This window comes from Tychonema sp. LEGE 06208 (genome assembly GCF_015207505.1).
In the GTDB taxonomy this organism is placed as follows: Bacteria; Cyanobacteriota; Cyanobacteriia; order Cyanobacteriales; family Microcoleaceae; genus Microcoleus.
Window position 1 is genome coordinate 12832 of the sequence record NZ_JADEWT010000044.1, and the last position, 21927, is coordinate 34758.

General features: G+C 45.8%; 16 protein-coding genes. 11 read left to right on the forward strand and 5 right to left on the reverse strand.

What is annotated here, in order from left to right:
* Positions 1-8 precede the first annotated feature (8 nt).
* Positions 9-887: a glycine--tRNA ligase subunit alpha gene (glyQ, locus tag IQ263_RS13575; RefSeq protein WP_194067887.1), complete on the forward strand. Its 879-nt coding sequence runs from the start codon at positions 9-11 to the stop codon at positions 885-887.
* 316 nt (positions 888-1203) lie between these two features.
* A complete protein-coding gene (locus tag IQ263_RS13580) occupies positions 1204-1971 on the forward strand; it encodes an ABC transporter ATP-binding protein (RefSeq protein ID WP_194067888.1) in 768 nt (255 codons plus the stop codon).
* Positions 1972-2003: 32 nt separating this feature from the next.
* On the opposite strand, the gene IQ263_RS13585 is transcribed toward IQ263_RS13580, so the two are convergent.
* From IQ263_RS13585 to IQ263_RS13595, 3 genes are all read right to left on the reverse strand, one after another.
* Positions 2004-3590, reverse strand: a complete 1587-nt coding sequence (locus tag IQ263_RS13585; protein WP_194067889.1) for a DHA2 family efflux MFS transporter permease subunit — start codon at positions 3588-3590, stop codon at positions 2004-2006.
* An 85-nt stretch (positions 3591-3675) separates the two neighbouring features.
* On the reverse strand, positions 3676-4959 hold the full coding sequence (locus IQ263_RS13590) for an MFS transporter (protein WP_194067890.1): 1284 nt from the start codon (positions 4957-4959) through the stop codon (positions 3676-3678).
* 451 nt (positions 4960-5410) lie between these two features.
* Positions 5411-5923 carry a DUF2808 domain-containing protein gene (locus tag IQ263_RS13595; RefSeq protein WP_194067891.1) on the reverse strand — a complete coding sequence of 171 codons (513 nt, stop codon included), beginning with the start codon at positions 5921-5923 and terminating at the stop codon, positions 5411-5413.
* A 345-nt stretch (positions 5924-6268) separates the two neighbouring features.
* Here IQ263_RS13595 and IQ263_RS13600 point away from each other — a divergent pair, with 345 nt between their 5' ends.
* From IQ263_RS13600 to IQ263_RS13615, 4 genes are all read left to right on the forward strand, one after another.
* Positions 6269-6457, forward strand: coding sequence for a hypothetical protein (locus tag IQ263_RS13600; RefSeq protein WP_194067892.1), 189 nt, complete (start codon positions 6269-6271; stop codon positions 6455-6457).
* A 392-nt stretch (positions 6458-6849) separates the two neighbouring features.
* Positions 6850-8001 (forward strand): Re/Si-specific NAD(P)(+) transhydrogenase subunit alpha, encoded by a 1152-nt coding sequence (locus tag IQ263_RS13605; protein WP_194067893.1) that lies wholly within the window; start codon positions 6850-6852, stop codon positions 7999-8001.
* A 431-nt stretch (positions 8002-8432) separates the two neighbouring features.
* Complete coding sequence (locus IQ263_RS13610) at positions 8433-8726, forward strand: NAD(P) transhydrogenase subunit alpha part 2 (RefSeq protein WP_106150865.1); 294 nt, start codon at positions 8433-8435, stop codon at positions 8724-8726.
* Positions 8723-10129 carry an NAD(P)(+) transhydrogenase (Re/Si-specific) subunit beta gene (locus IQ263_RS13615; protein ID WP_194067894.1) on the forward strand — a complete coding sequence of 469 codons (1407 nt, stop codon included), beginning with the start codon at positions 8723-8725 and terminating at the stop codon, positions 10127-10129. The genes IQ263_RS13610 and IQ263_RS13615 overlap by 4 nt, the downstream gene beginning before the upstream one ends.
* Positions 10130-10356: 227 nt before the next feature.
* Here IQ263_RS13615 and IQ263_RS13620 read toward each other — a convergent pair whose 3' ends face one another.
* Positions 10357-10557: a type II toxin-antitoxin system HicB family antitoxin gene (locus tag IQ263_RS13620; protein ID WP_194067895.1), complete on the reverse strand. Its 201-nt coding sequence runs from the start codon at positions 10555-10557 to the stop codon at positions 10357-10359.
* Between the two features lie 125 nt (positions 10558-10682).
* Here IQ263_RS13620 and IQ263_RS13625 point away from each other — a divergent pair, with 125 nt between their 5' ends.
* Positions 10683-11300, forward strand: coding sequence for a COP23 domain-containing protein (locus tag IQ263_RS13625; RefSeq protein ID WP_194067896.1), 618 nt, complete (start codon positions 10683-10685; stop codon positions 11298-11300).
* 277 nt (positions 11301-11577) lie between these two features.
* On the opposite strand, the gene IQ263_RS28535 is transcribed toward IQ263_RS13625, so the two are convergent.
* Positions 11578-12711 (reverse strand): GUN4 domain-containing protein, encoded by a 1134-nt coding sequence (locus IQ263_RS28535; protein WP_228050030.1) that lies wholly within the window; start codon positions 12709-12711, stop codon positions 11578-11580.
* Positions 12712-13048: 337 nt separating this feature from the next.
* Between IQ263_RS28535 and IQ263_RS13635 the strand changes: the two genes are divergently transcribed.
* The 4 genes from IQ263_RS13635 to IQ263_RS13650 all read left to right on the forward strand — a co-directional run bounded on the left by IQ263_RS13635 (position 13049) and on the right by IQ263_RS13650 (position 21924).
* Positions 13049-15676, forward strand: a complete 2628-nt coding sequence (locus tag IQ263_RS13635; protein WP_194067897.1) for a protein-arginine deiminase family protein — start codon at positions 13049-13051, stop codon at positions 15674-15676.
* 463 nt (positions 15677-16139) lie between these two features.
* The gene (locus IQ263_RS13640; protein WP_194067898.1) at positions 16140-17051 is read left to right on the forward strand and encodes a hypothetical protein; all 912 of its coding nucleotides are present in this window, start codon (positions 16140-16142) and stop codon (positions 17049-17051) included.
* Positions 17052-17258: 207 nt separating this feature from the next.
* Entirely contained in the window at positions 17259-20231 is a 2973-nt protein-coding gene (pruA, locus tag IQ263_RS13645) for an L-glutamate gamma-semialdehyde dehydrogenase (RefSeq protein WP_194067899.1), read from the forward strand.
* Positions 20232-20304: 73 nt separating this feature from the next.
* On the forward strand, positions 20305-21924 hold the full coding sequence (locus IQ263_RS13650; protein WP_194067900.1) for a glycosyltransferase family 39 protein: 1620 nt from the start codon (positions 20305-20307) through the stop codon (positions 21922-21924).
* Positions 21925-21927: the final 3 nt, after the last annotated feature.

Here is a 21927-nt window from a genome sequence, read left to right on the forward strand (position 1 = left end):
TTAAACCAGTGAACTTTCAATCAATCATTGCCACCTTAAATCAATTCTGGAGCGATCGAGGCTGTCTGATCGCCCAATCCTACGACACAGAAAAAGGTGCAGGAACCATGAATCCCCACACCTTCCTCAGAGCAATTGGCCCGGAACCTTGGTCAGTCGCCTATGTCGAACCCTGTCGCCGCCCCACCGACGGACGCTACGGCGAAAATCCCAACCGCTTCCAACATTACTATCAATATCAAGTCCTGATTAAACCATCTCCTCCCAACATTCAAGAAGTTTATTTAGACTCCCTCAGAGCATTAGGAATTCGCCCGGAAGACCACGACATTCGCTTTGTAGAAGACAACTGGGAATCGCCCACCCTCGGAGCTTGGGGTGTGGGCTGGGAAGTCTGGCTCGACGGCATGGAAATCACCCAATTTACCTACTTTCAACAGTGCGGTAGCATAGATTGTCGCCCGGTATCTATTGAAATTACCTACGGGCTAGAACGCCTCGCGATGTATCTCCAAGAAGTTGATGCCATGACCAAGATTCAGTGGAAAGATGGCGTAACTTACGGCGACGTTTACCTACAAGGAGAAATAGAACAGTGTACTTATAACTTTGAAGCTTCTAATCCTGAATTGTTGTTTACTTTGTTTGGATTGTACGAGCAAGAAGCCGAACAACTGACAAAAAAAGGATTGGTTTTGCCCAGTCTTGATTATGTGTTAAAATGTTCTCACACTTTCAATTTACTCGATGCGAGAGGCGTGATTTCGGTAACGGAAAGAACTCGCTACATTACCAAGATTCGGAATTTGGCGCGACGGGTTGCTCAGCTTTATTTGGAACAGCGCGAACAGTTGGGTTTTCCATTGGAAAAAACAGTAAAAGTTTGAGAAGGAAGAGCGGCACGACACGGATGCGGACACGGATACACGGATGAATTTATTAGATAGATTTCTGACTTCTTAAAGAAGTTGGAAATCTGGCTATTATTTTTCCGATCTTCTTCCTGATTCTGACTTCGTGTGGGAGCATCTCATATTTGTAAAAATACTTCTTTTGACTCCTTCTTTCTTCCTCTTTCCTCTTTCCTCCTGTCTCCTACCTCCATTTTTTAGCTTGGCTGCTTTCATTGAGATGCTCCCCTTCGTGTCCTTTGCGTCTTCGCGGTTCAATAAAACTAATTATTCCCTATTTTAAATAAATTAAATGCTTAATTATTCACCAAATAATACAGAAACAATTCCTCAATTGCGCGTTGATGATGTAAGTTTGAAAACACCGATCGCCTCTAGCTACTTATTAGACAATATCTCGTTTGATGTGCACTCTGGCGATCGCGTCGCAATTGTCGGCCCTTCGGGGGCTGGGAAAACAACGCTGTTGCGGTTGTTAAACCGACTCAGCAGCCCCACCAGCGGCTCGATTTATCTGGAAAATCGGGATTACCGACAAATACCTGCGATCGAACTTCGGCGACAAATCACCCTAATTTTGCAAGAATCTAAGCTTTTGGGGATGTCGGTGCGGGAGGCGTTGGCTTATCCTTTGAAGTTGCGGGGCGTGACTCCATCAAACATTGCACAGAGAATTAGCGGGGTTATTGAACAACTTCATATCCCCCAAGAATGGCTCGATCGCACCGAATTGCAGCTTTCCACAGGCCAAAAACAGTTAGTGGCGATCGCCCGCGGCATCATTTTGGAACCCAAAATCTTGCTTTTAGACGAACCAACATCCGCCCTAGACGCAGGAAAAGCCGCTCACATTTTGCAAGTATTGACACAGCTAACTAACAATCAAACCACAATTTTAATGGTCAATCACCAATTAGAATTAGCCGAACAGTTTAGCACGCGAGTCCTGCATTTACAGCGCGGAAAACTCCTCGAAGATTCCCCATCTCATCAAATAAATTGGGTGGAACTGCGGCAAAATTTAATCCAAGCAGAAGCAGAAGCAGAACAAGAATGGTGAACATTTGTAGGGTGCGCCGAGGCGCTATATAATCAATGAGCGCCCCCTCCACCACCCGCACCCGGTTTCACCTTTTTAAAACCCAAAATAGCAATCCCGCTTACCAGCAATGCAATTCCCACAAAATAAAAACAATCATTAAAAGCCATCACATAAGCTTCCCGGCGCACAATATTATCAATTGCCTGAATTGCCCGATCTTTCGCCACGCTCAAATCAGCACCGCGACTCACAAAATACTGAGTCATTTGATTAATTCTTTCCTGCGTTGCGGGATTATACAAAGAAACAGATTCCCCCAATCGATTAGAGTGAAATTGCTGCCGCTGCGTCACCAAAGTTGCTAGCGCCGCAATCCCCATCGAACCTCCCATATTTCGCATCATATTAAACAAACCAGAAGCCGAACCAGCCTCGTGTTTCTCCATACCAGCCGTGGCAATAGTTGACAGCGGCACCATAATTAAAGGCTGTCCCAATGCTCGCACTAATTGCGACCAACGCAACTGATCGATACCCGTATCGTGACTCATGTTGGCATTCATAAAACAACTCACCGCAAACAAACTCACACCTGTAGCAATCATCACCCGTATATCAATTCGCTGCATCAATTTCGGCACGATTGGCACGATGAATAATTGCGGTACGCCAGCCCACATAATTACCTCGCCAATTTGCATGGCATTGTATTGCTGAATCTGACTTAAATACAGGGGCAGAATGAACACCGAACCGTACAATCCTACCCCCAATGAAATATTTACAATAGTTGCCAAGCCGAAATTGCGGCGAGTCAGCAATCGCAGGTTGATAAACGGGTTTTTTCGAGTTAGTTCAATCCAGAAAAAAGCGCTGAGGAATATGGCAGAGATTATGGTTAAACGCAAAACAAAATCAGAACTAAACCAGTCTTTGCGGCTGCCTTCTTCTAACACGACTTGCAGGGAACCTAAGCCGATCGCCATTGAGGCAATTCCCCACCAGTCGCCGCCTTTGAGCAGTTCTAGCCGCATCGGTGTCGGGGCGACGGCATACCACACAGCACTTAGCAGCATCAGCCCCGGAACCAAGTTCAAATAAAAGACATATTCCCAGCCGTAATTCTCCGTCAGCCAACCTCCCAATGTCGGCCCGATGGATGGTGCAAAAGTAGCTGTCAGGGCAAACATCGCCATCCCTATCGGCTGCTTTTTGGGCGGTAAATTTGTCAGCAAAAACGCAAAAGACATCGGAATCAAAATGCCGCCCGTAAACCCCTGCAGCGCTCGAAATACAATCATTGAACTCAAATTCCACGCCCAAGCGCAGCACATGGAAAAGAATACAAAAAAACTTGCATTTACCAAGATGTAGCGGCGAACAGAGAACACCTGCGACAGCCATCCCGTAATCGGAATAACGACTATTTCGGCGACTAGATAGGAGGTGGAAATCCAAGAACCTTCTTCTAAAGTTGCGCCTAAAGCTGCTTGGATATCTCTGAGGGATGCGTTGGTGATTTGGATGTCTAAAACTGCCATGAAAGCGCCGAGAATTGTTCCCATCACGCCGATCCAGGTTTTTAAGGGAACGCGATCGTCGCTTTGCTGTTGGGGAATTGCACTGGTATTTGCCATTGGTTGCACCTCTGGTGTAATTTTTTACCGCAGATGAACGCAGATCGACGCAGGTGGATCTAGTTAGATATTTACCGTTGCGTTTTTATGTTTGATCGGCGCTAGGAATTAAACCCATTTTTTGATAAAGTGGTCGGACTAAGTGTTTTAAAGCGGGCAACTGTTTGCTGAAAACTACCGCTGCTAAAATACAAATTATACCGCCAAGTATGACTGTGTTGGGAGAGCCGATATAATTGGCCAATCCGCCGGCTACTAAATTGCCAAATGGTGTGACTCCAAAAAATGCCATTGTGTAGATGCTCATGACTCTGCCGCGTTTGTCGTCTTCTACAATTGTTTGCAAGAATGTGTTTCCTGCTGCAAATTGGATGATGAAACCCCACCCCACGAATAACATCATGATTAATGACAGCCACAAGACGCGGGATAAACCAAAACCGATCAGTCCAAATCCCATGACGGCGGGGGAAATAGCAATTAATTTGCCGATACCGACGACACTTTTTCGTCCAATTAAATAAATCGCGCCTGAAAATGCTCCGACTCCAGAAGCTGCCATCAAAAAGCCGAGGGTTTCTGCGTCGCCGTGGAGTATTTTTGTAGCAAAAATTGGGACTAATATTGTGTGTGACATTCCGGCGAAGCTGACTAATGATAATAAGATGAGAATTGCTCTAATCGGCGGAAAGCCGAAGGCGTAAACAAATCCTTCTTTTAATCTTTGTAAGGGTTTTGTATTAGTTGCGGCAATTTGGCGCGGCTTGATTTTCATCGCTAATAAGCCTGCAATTACGGCGATGTAGCTGAGTCCGTCAATCAGGAAACAATAACTAGAGCCGATTGTTGCTATCAGCAAACCTGCAATTGCTGGCCCGATCAATCTGGCTCCGTTGAACATGGAAGCGTTGAGGGCGATCGCATTTGCTAAGTCTTCTTTTTTGTCTACGATTTCGGGCACGAAAGCTTGTCGTGCTGGTGCGTCAAACGCATTAATTGCCCCTTGAAAGAAACTCAATACCAGGATTTGCCAGATGTTCACGACTCCTGTTAGCGCTAAAAATGCTAGGGCTAAGGATTGAACCATTGCTAATACTTGAGTGGCAATTATGACTCTGTGCCGGTTCCAGCGATCGATGAAAACTCCTGCAAAAGGCAGTAAAATTAATGTGGGAATTTGACTGGTAAATCCCACTAAGCCCAGCATCCAAGGTGAATCGCTCAAATGGTAGACAAGCCAAATAGTAGCGACTTGGGTCATCCAATTGCCAATGAGTGAGATGCCTTGTCCTGCAAAAAACAGGCGATAATTTCGAGATTTGAGGGCCGGAGGAAGTTTTATGGATTTGATTTTTGCTTGTAGATTCATGTATGAGTACGGATCGAGCAATCCTATTTGATTGGTAAATATTTTGTAGCTAGCGCCCTTGGGCTATTGATTTCCACAATCGCCTAAAAACCTTTGTATTTATTGTTTATAGCGGAGTCTCCCTCCGCCTCGCATCCCCCAATCGAATGGGGAATTTAACTGTGTTGTTGACTCCTTCTTAAGGTATAGAGGATGCTCGTTGATTTGGGAGTCCGATCGCCCAAAAATAATACTTTTGACGTATTTGTGGACATTTGAGTATTCAGGATTTATGCACTCCCATCACAGAAACCGGGTTTTTTGGGGAATTTGCGGGCTGTTACCGCGTATTTTTCGACAAAAAGCCCGGTTTCTGGGCGATCGCGGGTTGCTCAGAAACCGGGTTTTTTGGGGAATTTGCGGGCTGTTACCGCGTATTTTGTCGAAACAAACTCGGTTTCTGCCCTTTTCCTCACTCAATGCTTAACAGCCAAGTCCCCAGGTAACGCATCAATGGAACGTCCCCTGGGGTGCGGATGCGGAGGTTGAAATTGTACATCCCGCCGGGACTTGGGTTCTGGACGTTGGAGAGCACAACTTCAACGTTGCTACCTGCTGGAATTGGTTCTGCGGGATAAATTTCTATGAATCGATTTTCTTTGTCCCAGATTACTTCTTGCAATTGTATTGTTTTGTCTTTGACGCGCACTTTAATATCTTTTTGGTCGAATTCGCCTTTGTAGTAGTCTGGATAGGATATGTTCAGTTGGGCGATCGCCAAACTTACTTTTTTGGAAGGAATTCGCAGCCGGTATCTGTCACCGTTCATCCCTGCTTTGCCGTAATCCAAGCGATAGTTTAATTGGTTGGCGCGCTCGGGGCCGCCGAAAATTGTGAATCCCGGCATTCCTTGGGCTAAACTGATGGCGGGTAAGCCTGTCAGCAAACAACCTGTAACTGCTAGTGCTGAAAATAATCGTCTCATAATCGCTCCTCTGACCAAAATTAGAATGGAACCTTAAATATTTACTGCGGGCAATTTGCAATGAATGCCTTTAATATAGCGATTGTTTTGGCAATTTGATGAGTGCGATCGCCCGAATTCAATCAATTTTTTTTTGCGTAATACTGACAACAGACATTTACACTACAGAATTAGGCAGCGTTATATTGTACCATACTCGGCTGCAAATTGAATAGTTTAACGAAATTGAATCTATAAGACAAGTTAAAGAAGCGAGTGTATTTTTGGCGATCGGCTTTACTATCAACGTGAGAAGCCAGCAGAATAGATTTCCACCGCCACCGGGCCAGCAATTGAAATCGCTTCTTGTCAAACGATGTCCGCGACTCGGCTTCCCTCGCCGAACACCTCTGCGGACTGGGAAATTTGAATTTCCACCTGCGTCTGCAGGTTTTGTCTGACTTTCTGCTGGCGGTTTCAACCGCCCTGTCTCGTCCAGACGCGGTTGAAACCGCCATGTATGCGTGCGGTTTTAACCGCCCTGTCTATGTCTAGAGTAAAGGAGAGTTAGTCAGGAACTCAGGGCTAAAGCCGCTGAGCTTGTAAGAAATTACAAGCTATTCTGACGGGCCTAAGTCTTAACTGACTACGTTATTCAGGTCACGACACCGGGCGAATGCGACGCTAGTTTTCTGCTCTGTCGCTAGTTGTTAAACAGTCTTAAAGTCACTCTCGACAGTGCTGCTAGCCTAACAAGCCTTTATAACCTTGACCGACAAGCGAACATTACCCCAGAAATGGGAGTTTGAGGCAACCATACCTCATCGGAGAGGTTAATTAAATTCCCTCTCCGACCCCCGAAAGGGGATTCAAGGCGATTAAAATCGCCGAGCCGTTTTCCTCTCAGGACTGAAGTCGCTGAGTTTCCCACTTGCCGAGTTTTTCTTATGAAATTAGCGATCGCCAAAGAATTTAAAGCAGAGGAACGCCGGGTGGCCTTAGTGCCCGACGCTGTAGCCCGATTAGTCAAACAGGGCGTAGAAGTTTGGGTTGAGGCCGGTGCCGGGGAAAAATCGTTTTTCTCGGATCTTGCTTACGAAGAAGCCGGAGCTCGTGTTATCGGTGATACCGCTACGCTGTGGGGCGAAGCCGATGTCGTCGTCAAAATCGGGGAGATCCAAGAATCTGAAGTTCATCAACTCCGCGAAGGAGGAGTTTTCATCGGATTTTTGAATCCTTTGGGAAATCCGGCTTTAGTGCAGCGGTTGGCCGATCGCAAAGTAACGGCATTTAGCATGGAAATGATCCCGCGCACCAGCCGCGCCCAAAGCATGGACGCACTGTCATCCCAAGCCAACGTCGCCGGTTACAAAGCCGTACTGATCGCAGCCTGTGCATTGCCAAAATATTTCCCGATGCTGACAACGGCGGCGGGTACAATTCGCCCCGCGAAAATATTGGTAATGGGTGTGGGCGTTGCGGGCTTGCAGGCGATCGCCACAGCGCGCCGTTTGGGTGCAGTTGTCGAAGCCTTCGACATCCGCCCGGAAACCAAAGAACAAGTGCAAAGCTTGGGTGCTAAATTCGTTGATGTCGAACTAAAAGAAGAAACCGTCGCCGCCGGTGGCTATGCAAAAGAGCTATCAGAAGCCGCTAAAGAATACACCCGCCAAGTGCTCACCCAACACGTCAGCGCCTCCGATGCAGTGATTACCACCGCTCAAGTTCCCGGCAGAAAAGCACCTATTTTAGTTACCCGAGAAATGGTTTCTCAAATGAAACCTGGCTCGGTAATTGTTGACCTCGCGGCGGAACAAGGCGGCAATTGCGAGTGTTCTGAAGCGGGGAAAGATGTTGAATGGAACGGTGTTAATGTCATCGGGCCGATTAATTTGCCGTCCTCAATGCCGGTACACGCTAGCGAAACTTACTCGAAAAATATCTCGGCTTTGGTTCAGTTGATGCTGAAAGATAAGGAACTCAATTTGAATTTTGAAGACGATATCATTGCTGGTGCTTGTGTCGCCCGCGACGGTGAGATTAGCAACCAGCGAGTTCGCGATGCTTTGACGGCTGAGGCATCCGTAGTCAATAGTTAGTAGTCAATAGTCAATAGTCATTAGTCATTAGTCATTAGTCATTAGTCATTGGTTATTAGTGGGGATATGGCTGGTGTAATTAGTGTCAACTTAAATCTAAAACCATTGATGAATCTCGTTTTTAGCCAAGGCCAGATCCCCCTAAATCCCCCGGATAGTCGGGGGACTTTGAATGCTTCTTCTCCTCCCTTATTAAGGGGGAGTAGGGGGCAAGCTAAGGGGTAATCTGGCCTCGGCAGTAAACAGGAGTCTGTGAATAGGTTTGAACTGATTGGGAAACGGTAAAGCTTTTACAGTTGATAACTACTAACTAATGACTAATGACTACTGACTAATGACTAATGACTACTGACTAATGACTACTGACTACTGACTAATGACTAATGACTACTGACTAATAACCAATTTCCAATTACTAATTACCAATTGTTATGGCAGAAGGATTGATTGCAGGTTTAGTAGTGTTTACGCTAGCGTCGTTTGTGGGATTTGAAGTAATTAATAAAGTCCCGCCGACGCTGCACACACCTTTGATGTCGGGATCGAATGCGATTTCGGGAATTGCGGTTTTAGGGGCAATTCTGATTTCGGGCCAGGGAAATGTGACTGTTACTTCGATTTTGGGGACGATCGCGATCGCCCTGGCCACAATTAACGTTGTCGCCGGTTTCTTAGTAACCGATCGAATGCTGCAAATGTTCAAGAAAAAAGAGGTTAAAGCGTGAGCGATTTTCTACCCAGTGGCATTCAGCTAGGCTATCTAGTGGCCGCATCTTTATTTATCGTCGGTTTGAAACAATTGGGCTCCCCGGCTACTGCGCGTCAAGGAAACGTGTTAGCTGCGATCGGGATGTTTATTGCGATCGTCGGTACGTTACTCGAAAGGCAAGTTATCAGCTACGAATTGATTGCTGTCGGCATCATCATCGGTTCCATTGTGGGAACAATTATGGCGAAAACCGTTGCAATGACGGATATGCCGCAGATGGTGGGTTTGCTTAACGGTTTCGGGGGCGCGGCTTCTGCACTTGTTGCTGTGGGCGAATTCTGGCGCTATCTCAGCATCCCGCAATCGCCTGCGCCGGATACGACGATTACGATCCTTTTGGGCGTGTTAATCGGCGGAATTACCTTTACTGGTAGCCTTGTGGCGTTTGCAAAACTGCAAGAATTGCTACCGGGTGCTCCGATTTCGTTTCCGTTTCAACAGCCGTTTAATGCGATGCTGGCGATCGCGCTTTTAGCCGGCAGCGGTTATATGGTGTTTCACCCGGAGGATGTGCCGGTATTCCTGGCTTTGGTGGCGATTTCCAATATTCTGGGGATCATGTTTGTACTGCCGATTGGCGGTGGTGATATGCCGGTGGTGGTGTCGCTGCTTAACTCCTATTCGGGGATTGCGGCGAGTGTGGCTGGGTTCATTTTGATGAACAATATGCTGATTATTGCTGGGGCACTTGTGGGCGCGTCTGGAATTATTTTGACGCAGATCATGTGTAAGGCGATGAATCGATCGATCTCTAACGTGTTGTTTGGCGCGTTTGGTGGCGGCGGCGGTGGTGCGACTGCTGGGGCTGCTGCTGGTGCTACTGACAAAACTGTTCGCAGCATCAATCTCGAAGAAAGTGCGATGATGTTAGGCTATGCGCGATCGGTGGTAATTATTCCCGGTTACGGAATGGCTGTAGCGCAAGCCCAGCATTCGGTACGCGAGTTAGCCGACGGTTTGGAAAAAATGGGTGTTGACGTGAAATACGCGATTCACCCGGTGGCTGGGCGGATGCCGGGGCACATGAATGTGCTGTTGGCGGAAGCAAACGTGCCTTATCCGCAGTTGTACGATATGGACGATATCAACCCGCAATTTGAAGAAACGGATGTGGCGTTGGTAATCGGCGCGAATGATGTGGTGAATCCGGCGGCGCGCCACGATACGGCGAGCCCGATTTACGGGATGCCGATTTTGGAGGTTGATAAGGCTAAGCATACGATCGTAATTAAGCGCGGGATGAGTGCTGGTTTTTCTGGTGTTGACAATGAGTTGTTTTATAAGGATAAGACGATGATGTTGTTTGGTAGCGCTAAGGATGTGGTTGCGAAATTAGTTGCTGAGGTGAAGCAGTTGTAGGATTTTTGCGAGGCCGAGAAACCGGGTTTTTTTACGAAAATATTTCGTTGTAGTCGATAGATTTGATGAAAAACCCGGTTTCTTTAGAGAAACTCGGCGGTTGAAACCGCGTCTACACAAACAAAGTCCGCCTTCGCGGACTAAGAAAATAAGCGGGTATTTAAGTCTAGTTTGATATCAATATTCTTCAGTCGGCGGAGGCCGACTTTGTTTTTGTAGAAGCGATTTCAATCGCCGAATCTTATCAGCCGATTCTTGACTTCAGAAGGATCTGCTGTTTCAAAAAATAGTTCCAGCGCCTCGATTAGATTTTGTCGCGCTGCTTCTATATTGTCACCTTGGCTGGCAATATCAAGTTCTGGGCAAAGGGATACATATCCGTCGCCTTCTCGTTCAATAATTGCTGTAAACTGTTGTGTTGACTTCATAATACTATAATAGCATTATTCGACATCGGGGAAGTTTTCGGGAATCCGTTACTTGGCTGATGTAGAAATTCTCAACTTATTGTCGCTCTTGTTGTCTATCAAAATTTTATCGAGGATTCAGTACCGTGAGTAATAGTGGAAAGTTCTTTAACGTCGCAAACCTGACTATCGGTGTACTAGGTTTGTTAGCGGCTGTTGGCGGTGCGGGAATTGCTATTGTTCAAGGTTGGCCGCCCCTGTTATTTGGACAAAATACTCGTTTTTCCTGCCAACTTCAGCCAGATACTCAGCGGGGTAGTGAAGTTTGGACTGTTATGTACCGTCACGATAAAGGTCAACAACCTTGGCTAAAAATGGTCACAACTTTAGGCAGTGATTATACGCCTGTAAGACGCTGCCAAATAATTTCTGAAACCTTGAACGGTTATCGCAAAGATGGTTTAATTAAGTTAGCTTATAGAGACGAGCCTAAGACGCCGAATCAATACGTGATTTGTGCTAAAACTAAGTTAAGTGGCGATGGTTGTCCGCTGGTGTTGACGTTGAATCCCGGTAGCGATACGCAGGCTTATCAAGCAATGCGAGATATGACTGAAAATTTGTTGAATGGTGGTAATGGGGTTTATCAAAATAGCGATGGTAAGTTGGCAACTTCTCAGTTTTCTCCGTCTTCGCCAGAGATTGATTTAACTCCTTTTTTGGCTGAAGAGGATCGGATTGCTGGATCTAATTCTGCTAAGTGATATTAAATTTATAGGAATTACGCATGGGGTTCAGAAACCGGGTTTTTTACGAAAATACTTCGTTACATCTCGCAGATTCGGAAAAAACCCGGTTTCTTTGGTGGGAGTGCGTAAGTCCTGATTCATTAAAAAGTTCGTTTTGGCTAATTGTTATAATCCTCAAGTTGCTGGTAATATCCTGGCTGGCAAGTCGCAGTGCCAGGTATCGGAAACCCAGACACCGCATGACTTAGTGAATTTTGACTCTCTGACAATTTTTAATAAAAACTTAAAGCCTTTATAGGTTACAACTTACAACTCTCTGCACGAGAGAAGAATATTTCTCTATGAAGATACCTCTATTGCCCAAACGACCTATTCGGGGATCATCACCAACCGGGAGGTGGGCTGATGGTGCATTGGTATTGAAAGTTAGTTGAGAGTAATTCAACCATTCTCCTTTCTCTCCTTTCTGTTTCCAGCCGATCGCCTCAGCGTAAGGTACCCATACTTTTCTATCATACTCTTTAGTGCCACCAAGACTTTGATAAATCTGCTTCTGCACCGAAAAGCCGAAGCGTCCATCACTGTATTTTACCCAAAGTCGATCCATCGCCCGCAAATCTGGACAGGAAAAATTTTCGATATTTTCACTGTCTAGCCAACCTTCTTTTTGTCTACCCGCCACTTCTAACATTTTGTTAGCAGTTTCCTCATCTGCTTCTTTCCACTTCCCGGTCGCCAACAACTGTTCCAGTTTAGTATAGTCTGCCTTAGCAAGGGGTTGATTTTCCCAAGACTGATTTGCCAGATAAGTTTTAATTGGAATTCCCCTCGGCAATTTATCCTTCGCCTGCCCGTGAACTGCCACCACTTTACCGCTAGCATCTAAAACAGGCGCGCCACTTATCCCAACAGAAACTCCAGCTATATAATTAATTCCATAGCCCTCCGTCAAGACAACATTAATCCTCGATACTGAACCTTCCAAAAATTCCGGCGCTAAATCTTCGTTTTGAAGAACAGGAAAACCAGAAATATAGATTTTATGTCCTACTTTCAGCTCGTTAGAATCGCCAAGATTGACACTTTGATAAGGACAATTTTCCCCAGCAGACTTAAACGTCACCACTGCTAAATCGTAAGTAGGACTTGTTTGAATACTGTCAGTTGTATGACCTTGTTGATCCTGATAAGTTTGCAGTTTCAAACTATAGCCTTTAACCACATGACCGGCCGTGAGAACAGTGCAAACTCCCTTTTTTCCCGGTACAATAAACCCGGTACCGTGTCCGCCTTGATTTTCGTAGTAAATCAGCACAAGGCTCTTGTTAACTGTTTCAGCAATTTCTTGAGATGACTTCTGCTGGGAGCAACTTGTTAAGGAGAGTCCGATGAGGGTAAAAATTAGCCAGCAAGAGCGGGATTTCATAGATTTTGCTGATAGTTTTAGGGAATAAGAGAGTAAATGAATAATTTCTACAACAGTGATGTGTTGTTTTCTAGGTAGGAGATTAACATGAAAGTATACCATTTTTTTGAAGTGGTAGCTACGGGTAAGGACACGGTAGTGCCCAGAGGTGACAAGTTAAGATTCAGGACTTACGCACTCCGACTAAGAAACCGGGTTTTTACCGAATTTGTGGACAGCAACGAAAGAGTTTTGTAAAAAACCCGGTTTCTGGGCCTCATGCGTAAGTTTTTACAATTAAATTCCCCATTGAACCCAAGATTAGGTAAAATTATTTGGGTGTCTGAGGATAAACTATATGCGCTTAGTTAAATATATTACGATCGCCATTGTCAATGCTTTTGGTGTCGTCATCGGTATTATTTGGGTTGCTGTGCCCGCAACAGTGGCTCAACCTTCCCTCAACTACCAACTCGCACTCTCAGGGCGACAGTCAGACGGCGACACTCCGCAATCGCTCCCGGAACTCTACAAATTGCGCGATCGCCTCAAGGTAGAATTAGATAACAGCGCGAAAAATACCGACAGCAACCTGTTTTCCCCAGAACATTGGAACCGCCAGCAATCTAAAAATCTGGCCGAGGAACTCCAAAACGCTCAAAGTCAGATTCAAACAGAAGAAAGAGCTAAAAATAATTGGGACGATGCTGCTAAAATAGCCGCCAGAGCTGTTGTAATTGGACGCACTTCTAAAGCCGACCCTGCTACTTGGGAAGAGTCACAACGCCTGTGGCAAATGGCGCTCAACCACCTGCGACTCATCCCTCACGGTTCTTTTTTGGCTGAGCGGGCGATCGACAAAACCATCGAATATCAAGGAAACCTCACTGTCGCTACCTACGAATGGCAAGTAGCACGTTCTCAACAGAAAATTAGAGCCGAGGAAGAACAGGTAAGAGAGCTAGCCAGAAAAGAGCAAGAGAAAAAAGAATTCGCCCGCCGAGAAATAGAGAGAAAAGAACAAGAGAAAAAAGAACTCGCCCGCCAAGAAATAGAAAGACAAGAATTTGCCAAACAAGAATTAATCCGCCACGAACGAGAAAAACAAGAATTCGCCCGCCAAGAACTAATCCGCCAAGAACAAGAAAAGCAGGAATTAGCCCGCCAAGAATTAGAAAAGCAGGAACGAGAAAAACAAGAATTAGCCCGCCAAGAATTAGAAAAGCAAGAACTAGCCCGCCAAGAATTAGAAAAGCAAGAATTAGCCCGCCAAGAACTCGCCCGTCAAGAATTAGAAAAGCAGGAATTAGCCCGCCAAGAACTAGCCCGCCAAGAATTAGAAATAAATCAGCAAGCAACTCCTCAACCAACTCCTGAATCAACCGCAACTGCTACTCCCGCCCCTGTAAACCTCGCAGCCTCGCAGACCAACTTCTTCTTTGCGGGAGATACTAACAGAGACGGCGAAATTAATCAACTAGACGAAGCCGGAAAAGAACAATGGTCATTGTCTAGCGGCGCGCTAATTGTGTTTAACGATCCCAAGAACGATCGCACAAAAATAGCCCCTTGGAAACAAACCAAAGTTAGCGTCCCCCGCCGCGCAGCCATGCTTTCTCAAGTTAACTTAACTTTGTCTGAAAACTTCAAAACCTCTCAATTATTTATCACTGCTGATAGCATCGCCAGCCCTCATATCAACGTTTTTCAGAAAATAGGCGATGGATGGCAAGCTGTAGATATATCCGGTACAAAACCCCTAGTTTTCAGCACGAATATTATTTTAGGTGTCGAAGCAAAACAATTTGCCGATCGCAATTGGAACGGCAAAGTCAATCTCAAAGCAACTGCCGAAAACAACGGTCAACAAATCGCCGCCACCACCATCCAAATGGGTGTCAGTCCTTGGATAATACCAGCCAATACCGCACCAGTCACAGAAGTTCAAGTCAGCGACAGAGGGGCCGCCAACAGTGAATTTATCTCGCAACTGAAACAAGCAGTAGAACCCACTGGCGCTCAATTAAAAATTATCCAGGGCGGTAATGCTTGGATGCAAAATATTCAGAAAAACGGTTACATTCAACTTCCCGAAAAATCTGATATACGCCAATTGAATGTGGCTCTCAAAAGCAATGACGAACCCAATAAAAACCCGCCGGATAAATCAAGTGAAGAGCGTAACTTGAGAGTAATTAAAATTGGCAACTCTCGCGACGATAACCCCGTAAGTCAGTGGTCAAATGGCTACGGAAATTTGCAGGTGACACCGCCGATTCCCGGATATCCAATGGGTCGAGCTTATTACGGAAATTCGGGAAATGCTAGTTTTAATCCAGAGGTACTTGATTTTATTCAAGCTCAAAGAATTCAAGGGCCTGCAGTGGATATTGATACTTCTTGGCTTTTGACTCGCCAAGTCGATGAAATTATCAATTTTATTCCCAGTCAAACTCCCGGAAAATATGTAATGGCGATCGCCAGTCCAGAAGCCGGAGTAAAGCTGTTGGAAGAATTGGCGGGGAAAGGTTACGGCGAGGTTACTATCAATCGCGGTTTGAGCAATGAAACTACAGTCAGCGCCGCCTTGAAAAATCAAGCTTTAATTCAACACAACCTCAATTTGCAAAAGCAGAAAATCAACCCGATATTAGACAAGTTGAAAAGAGAGTTTTCACTGACAGACGACCAAATCGTTCAAGTTCCAGCGATGTTTGGCTACAGCGGTTATGCTTGGTGGCCAAATATGGTCAATTCGGTACCAGTCAACGGCAATTTGTTAGTTTCTAATCCCCGCGGCCCGATGATTGACGGCAGAGATTACACTCAAGAAAGATTGCGCCAACTGCTGCTTCCTGCTGGTGTTAGTGTGAGTTTTCTAAACGATCGCTATTATCAAGAATTGAAAGGAAACGTGCAGTCGGCAACGAATACTGTGAGGAAGCCTGAACTGCAGCCTTTTTGGCAGACTTTGCCTAATAATTAGTAATCGGGAATTGGGAGTCGGAAATTGGTAATTGGTAGGGGCGGGTTTCACCAACAATACTCGCCTGTAACGAACAATCTCATAAACCCGCCCCCACCCAGCGATAAATTTACGCCTACATTTTTCCCATCAAAAAGTTTTGATTTCTGTTTGCGCTCAATACTTATATTTCAGGGCGCACTCGGAACAAAGAAACCGGGTTTTTACCGAGATTGATGATTTTGAGCAGGTATTTGGCAAAAAACCCGGTTTCTGGTCACTCGCGCCCCCTAGTTTGTAGTAAGGACTTTAGTCCTCAGCGCTAGGAATGACGCATCGGTGGTCAGAAACCTGGTTTTTGGAGAAAATACGAGCGTTACAGTTTACAGATGAGCGAAAAAACCCCGGTTTCTTTGACCTTAATAGGCAAGTCGCGATCGCGTAAAATGTCTAAAAGCAGTATTTGTACAAAAAATTTAGCCCCATGAACGACGAACAGGAAAAAAATCAAATTTTGACCCAGCAACCAGAAACAGTTTCCACAGCCAGCGATGAGTTCCCGAACGCAGAAATGGTTAGTGCCAATTCAACAGCAGAACCGACAGAAACTCCCGCTGAAATTGTGGCAAACGAAGATATTCCAACAACAATCAACGAAACAGAAACAATTCCAATTTCCGCAGAATATCCGCCTGAAACCAGTCAATTTGTCAGTGATTCCTATCCCACAACTCACACAGCAAATCCTGAACCAAAACCAACTCAATTTTGGCAAATTTTGGCTATTTTTTTCAGTGGAATGTTAGTCGGTTCTGTGCTCAGTCTCGGTAGTTTCCTAGCGTGGAAAATGTATCAGGAAAGAGCGAACATTCAAATCAGACTGCCCGCTGACGTACCCCTGCGGGAAAGCCCTCCGCCTGTCCCTGAAGCGCGCCTCAACCGCCGGCCCGGACTTCCCCCAGCACCCCAGCAGACACTGCCCCTCACCATCCCGCCGTCGGCCAGTCAGACTCCAATTCCCTCGCTCTCAGGCGTTCCGCCACTTGCTTCGCCGTTGCCGAAATCTTCTCCATCTCCTTCTGGCGCTGCGGTGGAAACTCCTGTAACTGAGCGAGTTAACTTTCCAGCAGGTGCTACGGGAACTACTCTCAATAATAGTTTGCGAGCCAATATATCCAAGCGCTACTTGGTAGAATGCAATAGCGGCCAAAGCATGACAATCAAGGTTCAAGAAGGTCAAGTTAACGCGGCAATCACTGCTCCTAACGGTGAAAAAATCGGCACTGCAGATAGCGCGAGTCAGTGGCAAGGTCAGCTACCAAGCAGCGGCGATTATACTATAGAAATTTCGGGCGATCGCCAAGCAAACTACGTTGTTAAAATAGAAGTAAAATAGTAAGTATAATTTGCTCGGGGGGCAACTACAAAAGGAAGCATCAAGCGTCAGAGCTTTTGTAGTGCTGTCCCCGTTCGTTACATATAAGGAAGCGAACGGGGACAGCACCCATACAAAAAATGCTTTTTACACTCCGCAAGAGATGCTTTGGTTGCCAAATATATCAGCCCGCCGCGCCAATTACCAATTACCAATTACTAATTAGCAATGGTCGCACAAGTATCTCCAACCATCTACGAAGCCAAGACTCAGGAAATAGCTCAAGAAATCCTGAAGGCCACTCAAGACAAAAAGCGATCGTTTTTTGGCCAACTGCAAGACCAAATGCGCTGGGACGACAAACTGATGGATTGGGCAATGGCCAGCCCCGGACTGCGCGTCCAATTGTTTCGATTTATTGACTGTTTGCCCGCCCTCCGCAGCAAGCCGGAAATTGCCCGCCACTTGCAAGAATACCTGACTGTGGAAGAGGTAGAATTGCCCGAAGCTTTGAAAAAATTGCTCAGCTTTGCTAACGCTGATTCTGTCCCCGGTCAATTGGCGGCGACGACGGTTGCGCCTGCGGTGGAAACTTTGGCACACAAGTATATTTCTGGGGAAAATATCAAGCAGGTAATTAAAACCTTAGAACGACTTCGCAAAGATAAAATGGGTTTTACAGTTGACCTTTTGGGGGAAGCTGTGATTACAGAAGCTGAGGCGGAAAGTTATCTCAACCGCTATTTGGAATTGATGGCGGAACTAGCGAAGGCAGCGCATAATTGGTCGCAGGTAGATGCTATTGACAAAGCTGATGGCGAAACTTTGCCGCGAGTGCAAGTATCTGTCAAGTTAACGGCTTTTTATTCTCAGTTTGACCCGCTGGATGCTAAAGGCAGCGAGGAGAAAGTCAGCGAGAAAATTCGCTTGTTATTGCGCCGCGCCCAGGAGTTGGGAACTGCCGTTCACTTCGACATGGAACAGTACGCCTATAAGAGTTTAACTCTCAGCATCCTCAAAGACTTATTGTTAGAGGAAGAGTTTCGCAGTCGCACGGATATTGGTATCACATTGCAGGCATATTTGCGCGACAGCAAGCAAGATTTGCGAGACATTATTGCCTGGGCTAAGAAACGCGGCAATCCCATAACTGTACGGCTGGTGAAAGGCGCTTATTGGGATCAGGAAACTATCAAGGCGATGCAGAAAGATTGGCCGCAGCCTGTCTACAACGACAAGGTTGCTACGGATGCGAATTTTGAAGCAATGACGCAGTTGCTGCTAGAAAATCATGATTTTTTGTATGCAGCAATTGGCAGTCACAACGTGCGATCGCAAGCCAGGGCGATCGCGATTGCCGAAACTCTCAACATACCGCGCCGCCGCTTTGAAATGCAGGTACTGTACGGCATGGGCGACAAATTGGCTAAGCTTTTGGTCGATCGGGGTTATCGCGTCCGAGTATACTGTCCCTACGGCGATTTGTTGCCGGGAATGGCTTATTTGATCCGCCGATTGCTGGAAAATACCGCCAACAGTTCGTTTATCCGGCAAAGTTCCGAAGAAATGCCGATCGAACAATTATTAGCCGCCCCAGTAGCCAATGGCAACGACCAGCTAGTTTACAGCAAAGTATTTCCCAACGTCGCCGATACCGACTACGCCAATACCAAATTGCGGCAACAAGCAGAAACAGCCATCAAATCAGTGCGCGCCAACCTAGGAAAAACCTATTTACCCCTAATCGATGGCGAGTACCAAAACACCGAAACCACAGTTAACTCTCTCAACCCTTCCAATCCCGCAGAAATAGTCGGCAAAATCGGATTGCTATCCGAAGAACAGGCAAAACAAGCCCTAGAAGCAGCAAAAGCAGCCTCTACGAGTTGGCGGAAAACCCCCGTCCGCCAGCGCGCCGGAGTTTTGCGAAAAGCAGCAGAATTGATGGAACAGCGGCGGCACGAACTGTCAGCTTGGATGGTGTTTGAAGTCGGCAAACCTGTCAGAGAATGCGATGCCGAAGTTTCCGAAGCTATCGATTTTTGTCGCTACTACGCCGATGAAATGGAACGCTTGGAACAAGGGCAAAATTACGATGTAGCAGGAGAAAACAACCGCTACACCTATGGGCCGCGCGGCATTTCTTTGATTATTTCTCCTTGGAATTTTCCCCTCGCAATTCCCGTAGGCATGACAGTTGCATCGCTAGTAGCAGGTAATTGTACGCTGCTAAAACCAGCGGAATTTTCCTCAGTAATTGCGGCTAAAATAGCCGAGATTTTGCTAGAAGCGGGGATTCCTAAAGGCGTATTTCAATACGTGCCTTGCAAAGGTTCAACCGTGGGGGCGTATATGGTAAAACACCCAGATGTTCACATGATTACCTTCACCGGTTCTCAGGAAGTTGGCTGTCAGATTTATGCGGATGCTGCGATTTTGCAGCCGGGACAAAAACACCTGAAGCGAGTAATTGCGGAAATGGGCGGCAAGAATGCAATTATTGTCGATGAAAGTGCGGATTTAGACCAAGCCGTGGCGGGGGTGGTTTATTCGGCATTTGGATATAGCGGTCAAAAATGTTCTGCTTGTTCGCGAGTAATTGCGATCGAATCGGTGTACGATACTTTTGTGGAAAGATTGATAGAAGCTGCGCGATCGCTCAACGTCGGTGCAGCCGAAAATCCCGGCACTCAAGTCGGGCCAGTCATCGATGCCACCGCCCAGTCGCGCATCCGCGAATACATCGAAAAAGGTCGCGCCGAAGCTAAGATAGCCTTAGAAATGGCGGCACCCGAAACAGGTTATTTTGTCGGCCCAGTGATTGTTACGGAAGTATCGCCGACTGCAACTATCGCCCAAGAAGAAATTTTTGGCCCGGTGTTGTCGGTGATTCGGGCAAAAAATTTCAGCGAAGCGATTGCTATTGCTAACGGTACGAATTTCGCTTTAACCGGCGGATTGTATTCTCGCACGCCTTCGCATATCGATCGCGCCCAAGCCGATTTTGAAGTCGGAAACCTGTACATAAATCGCGGAATTACCGGCGCAGTGGTATCGCGGCAACCCTTCGGAGGATTCAAACTTTCGGGAGTTGGTTCCAAAGCCGGCGGCCCGGATTACTTGCTGCAATTCCTCGAACCGCGCACAATAACCGAAAACATTCAGCGACAAGGTTTTGCGCCGATTGAAGGAGTAGATTAAAAAACCTATTGGTAGGGTGCGCCGGCCGGTGCACCTTACTCAACAATTTAATATCAAATAAGTTATTGCACAAATGGAAATAACTAAAAACAGCAATAAAGTGCATCCTTTTCAGGCATTGCCTCCGAAGGGACTGCGAGTTGTAATTGTCATTTTATTACTTTTAGGCATATTTTTTCGCTTCGGCAATCTCGGAGGAAAAGTATACTGGATAGATGAAGCTTATACCTCCTTGCGGATGTCCGGTTATACAGAATCAGAGTTTATTGAGCAAGTAGTTGACGGAAAAATTCGAGAAATTCAATACTTACAAAAATACCAGCGGATTAATTCAGAAAAAAGCGTAGTCGATACTGTAAAAGGTCTAGCATTAGAAGAACCTCAACTCGCTCCCCTGTATTTTATCACAACCAGATTTTGGGTGCAACTGTTCGGTGATTCAATAGCTGTAACTAGAAGTATGTCAGCAGTTTTTAGCCTGCTGGCCTTGCCTTGTATGTATTGGTTGTGCTTAGAATTATTTGAATCATCACTAACAGCTTGGTTGGGAGTTTCTTTACTAGCTGTATCGCCTTTTCAAATAGTTTACGCTCAAGAAGCTCGACCTTACAGTTTATTTGTCTTAGTAATTTTGCTGTCGGGCGCTGCTTTGCTGCGGGCAATGCGTCTAAAAACTAACAGTAGTTGGGCAATTTATGCCCTAACAGTAGCACTGGGATTTTATTCTCACCTATTATTTGCACTGGTAGCACTAGGACATGGAATATATGTAGCCATCTCGGAAATACTGCGATTTAAAAAAAATATAATTGGCTATTTACTAGCATCGATAACCGGAATTATTGCTTTTTCTCCTTGGATTTTAGTTTTTATAATCAACTCCCAAAATGTAAATCAAAAAACATCTTGGCAGTCTTTAAAGATTCCCCTTCCAGACTTAGCTGTCAATTGGGTGTATAACATTGCTAAGCAATTTTTCGATCTAGGAATAGACTCCAATGTACCGCGATTATATTCAAGATTGCTCCTACTTTTGACTTTAATAATTGTTGCATATTCTTTTTATTTACTCCTGAAGTATACAGAACAGCGTGTTTGGTTGTTTGTTATGACATTAACCTGCGTGATAGTCGTGATTTTTTTACCCGCAGATATAATTTTTGGCGGAATTCGATCGCTCAACACGCGCTACATGATTCCCTGTTATCTAGGAATGCAAATAGCTGTTGCCTATCTTTTTGCTTCCAAAATCACATCTCCTCAAGTTACAGTGCAGTTGCAAAAGCTGTGGAGGCTGGCTTTTGCTGCTGTGCTATCTGTTGGGATTATCTCTTGCTGCATCTATTTGCCGGCAGACACTTGGTGGAATAAAGACCGTTCTTATATTAACATCCCGATCGCCCGCACGGTTAACTCAGCTTCTGGGCCTTTACTGGTTGCAGATTTGTGGGTGTATAGTGTAGATACAATCGCTAATTTACTCAGTCTGAGTTACCTGCTGGTTCCCCAAACTAAATTTATCGTATTCCCGCCTCAAACCGTGGAAATTCCCCCAAATTTTCAGGAGATATTTCTATACGGAATTTCCCCTGAAGTCAAAGCAGAAATCGAAAAAAAGACTCCCTATGAAATCGAAAAAATTTATTCTCTAAAAGATGGACATACCATTTTGAGTAAGTTGCGAACCAAGTAAAAA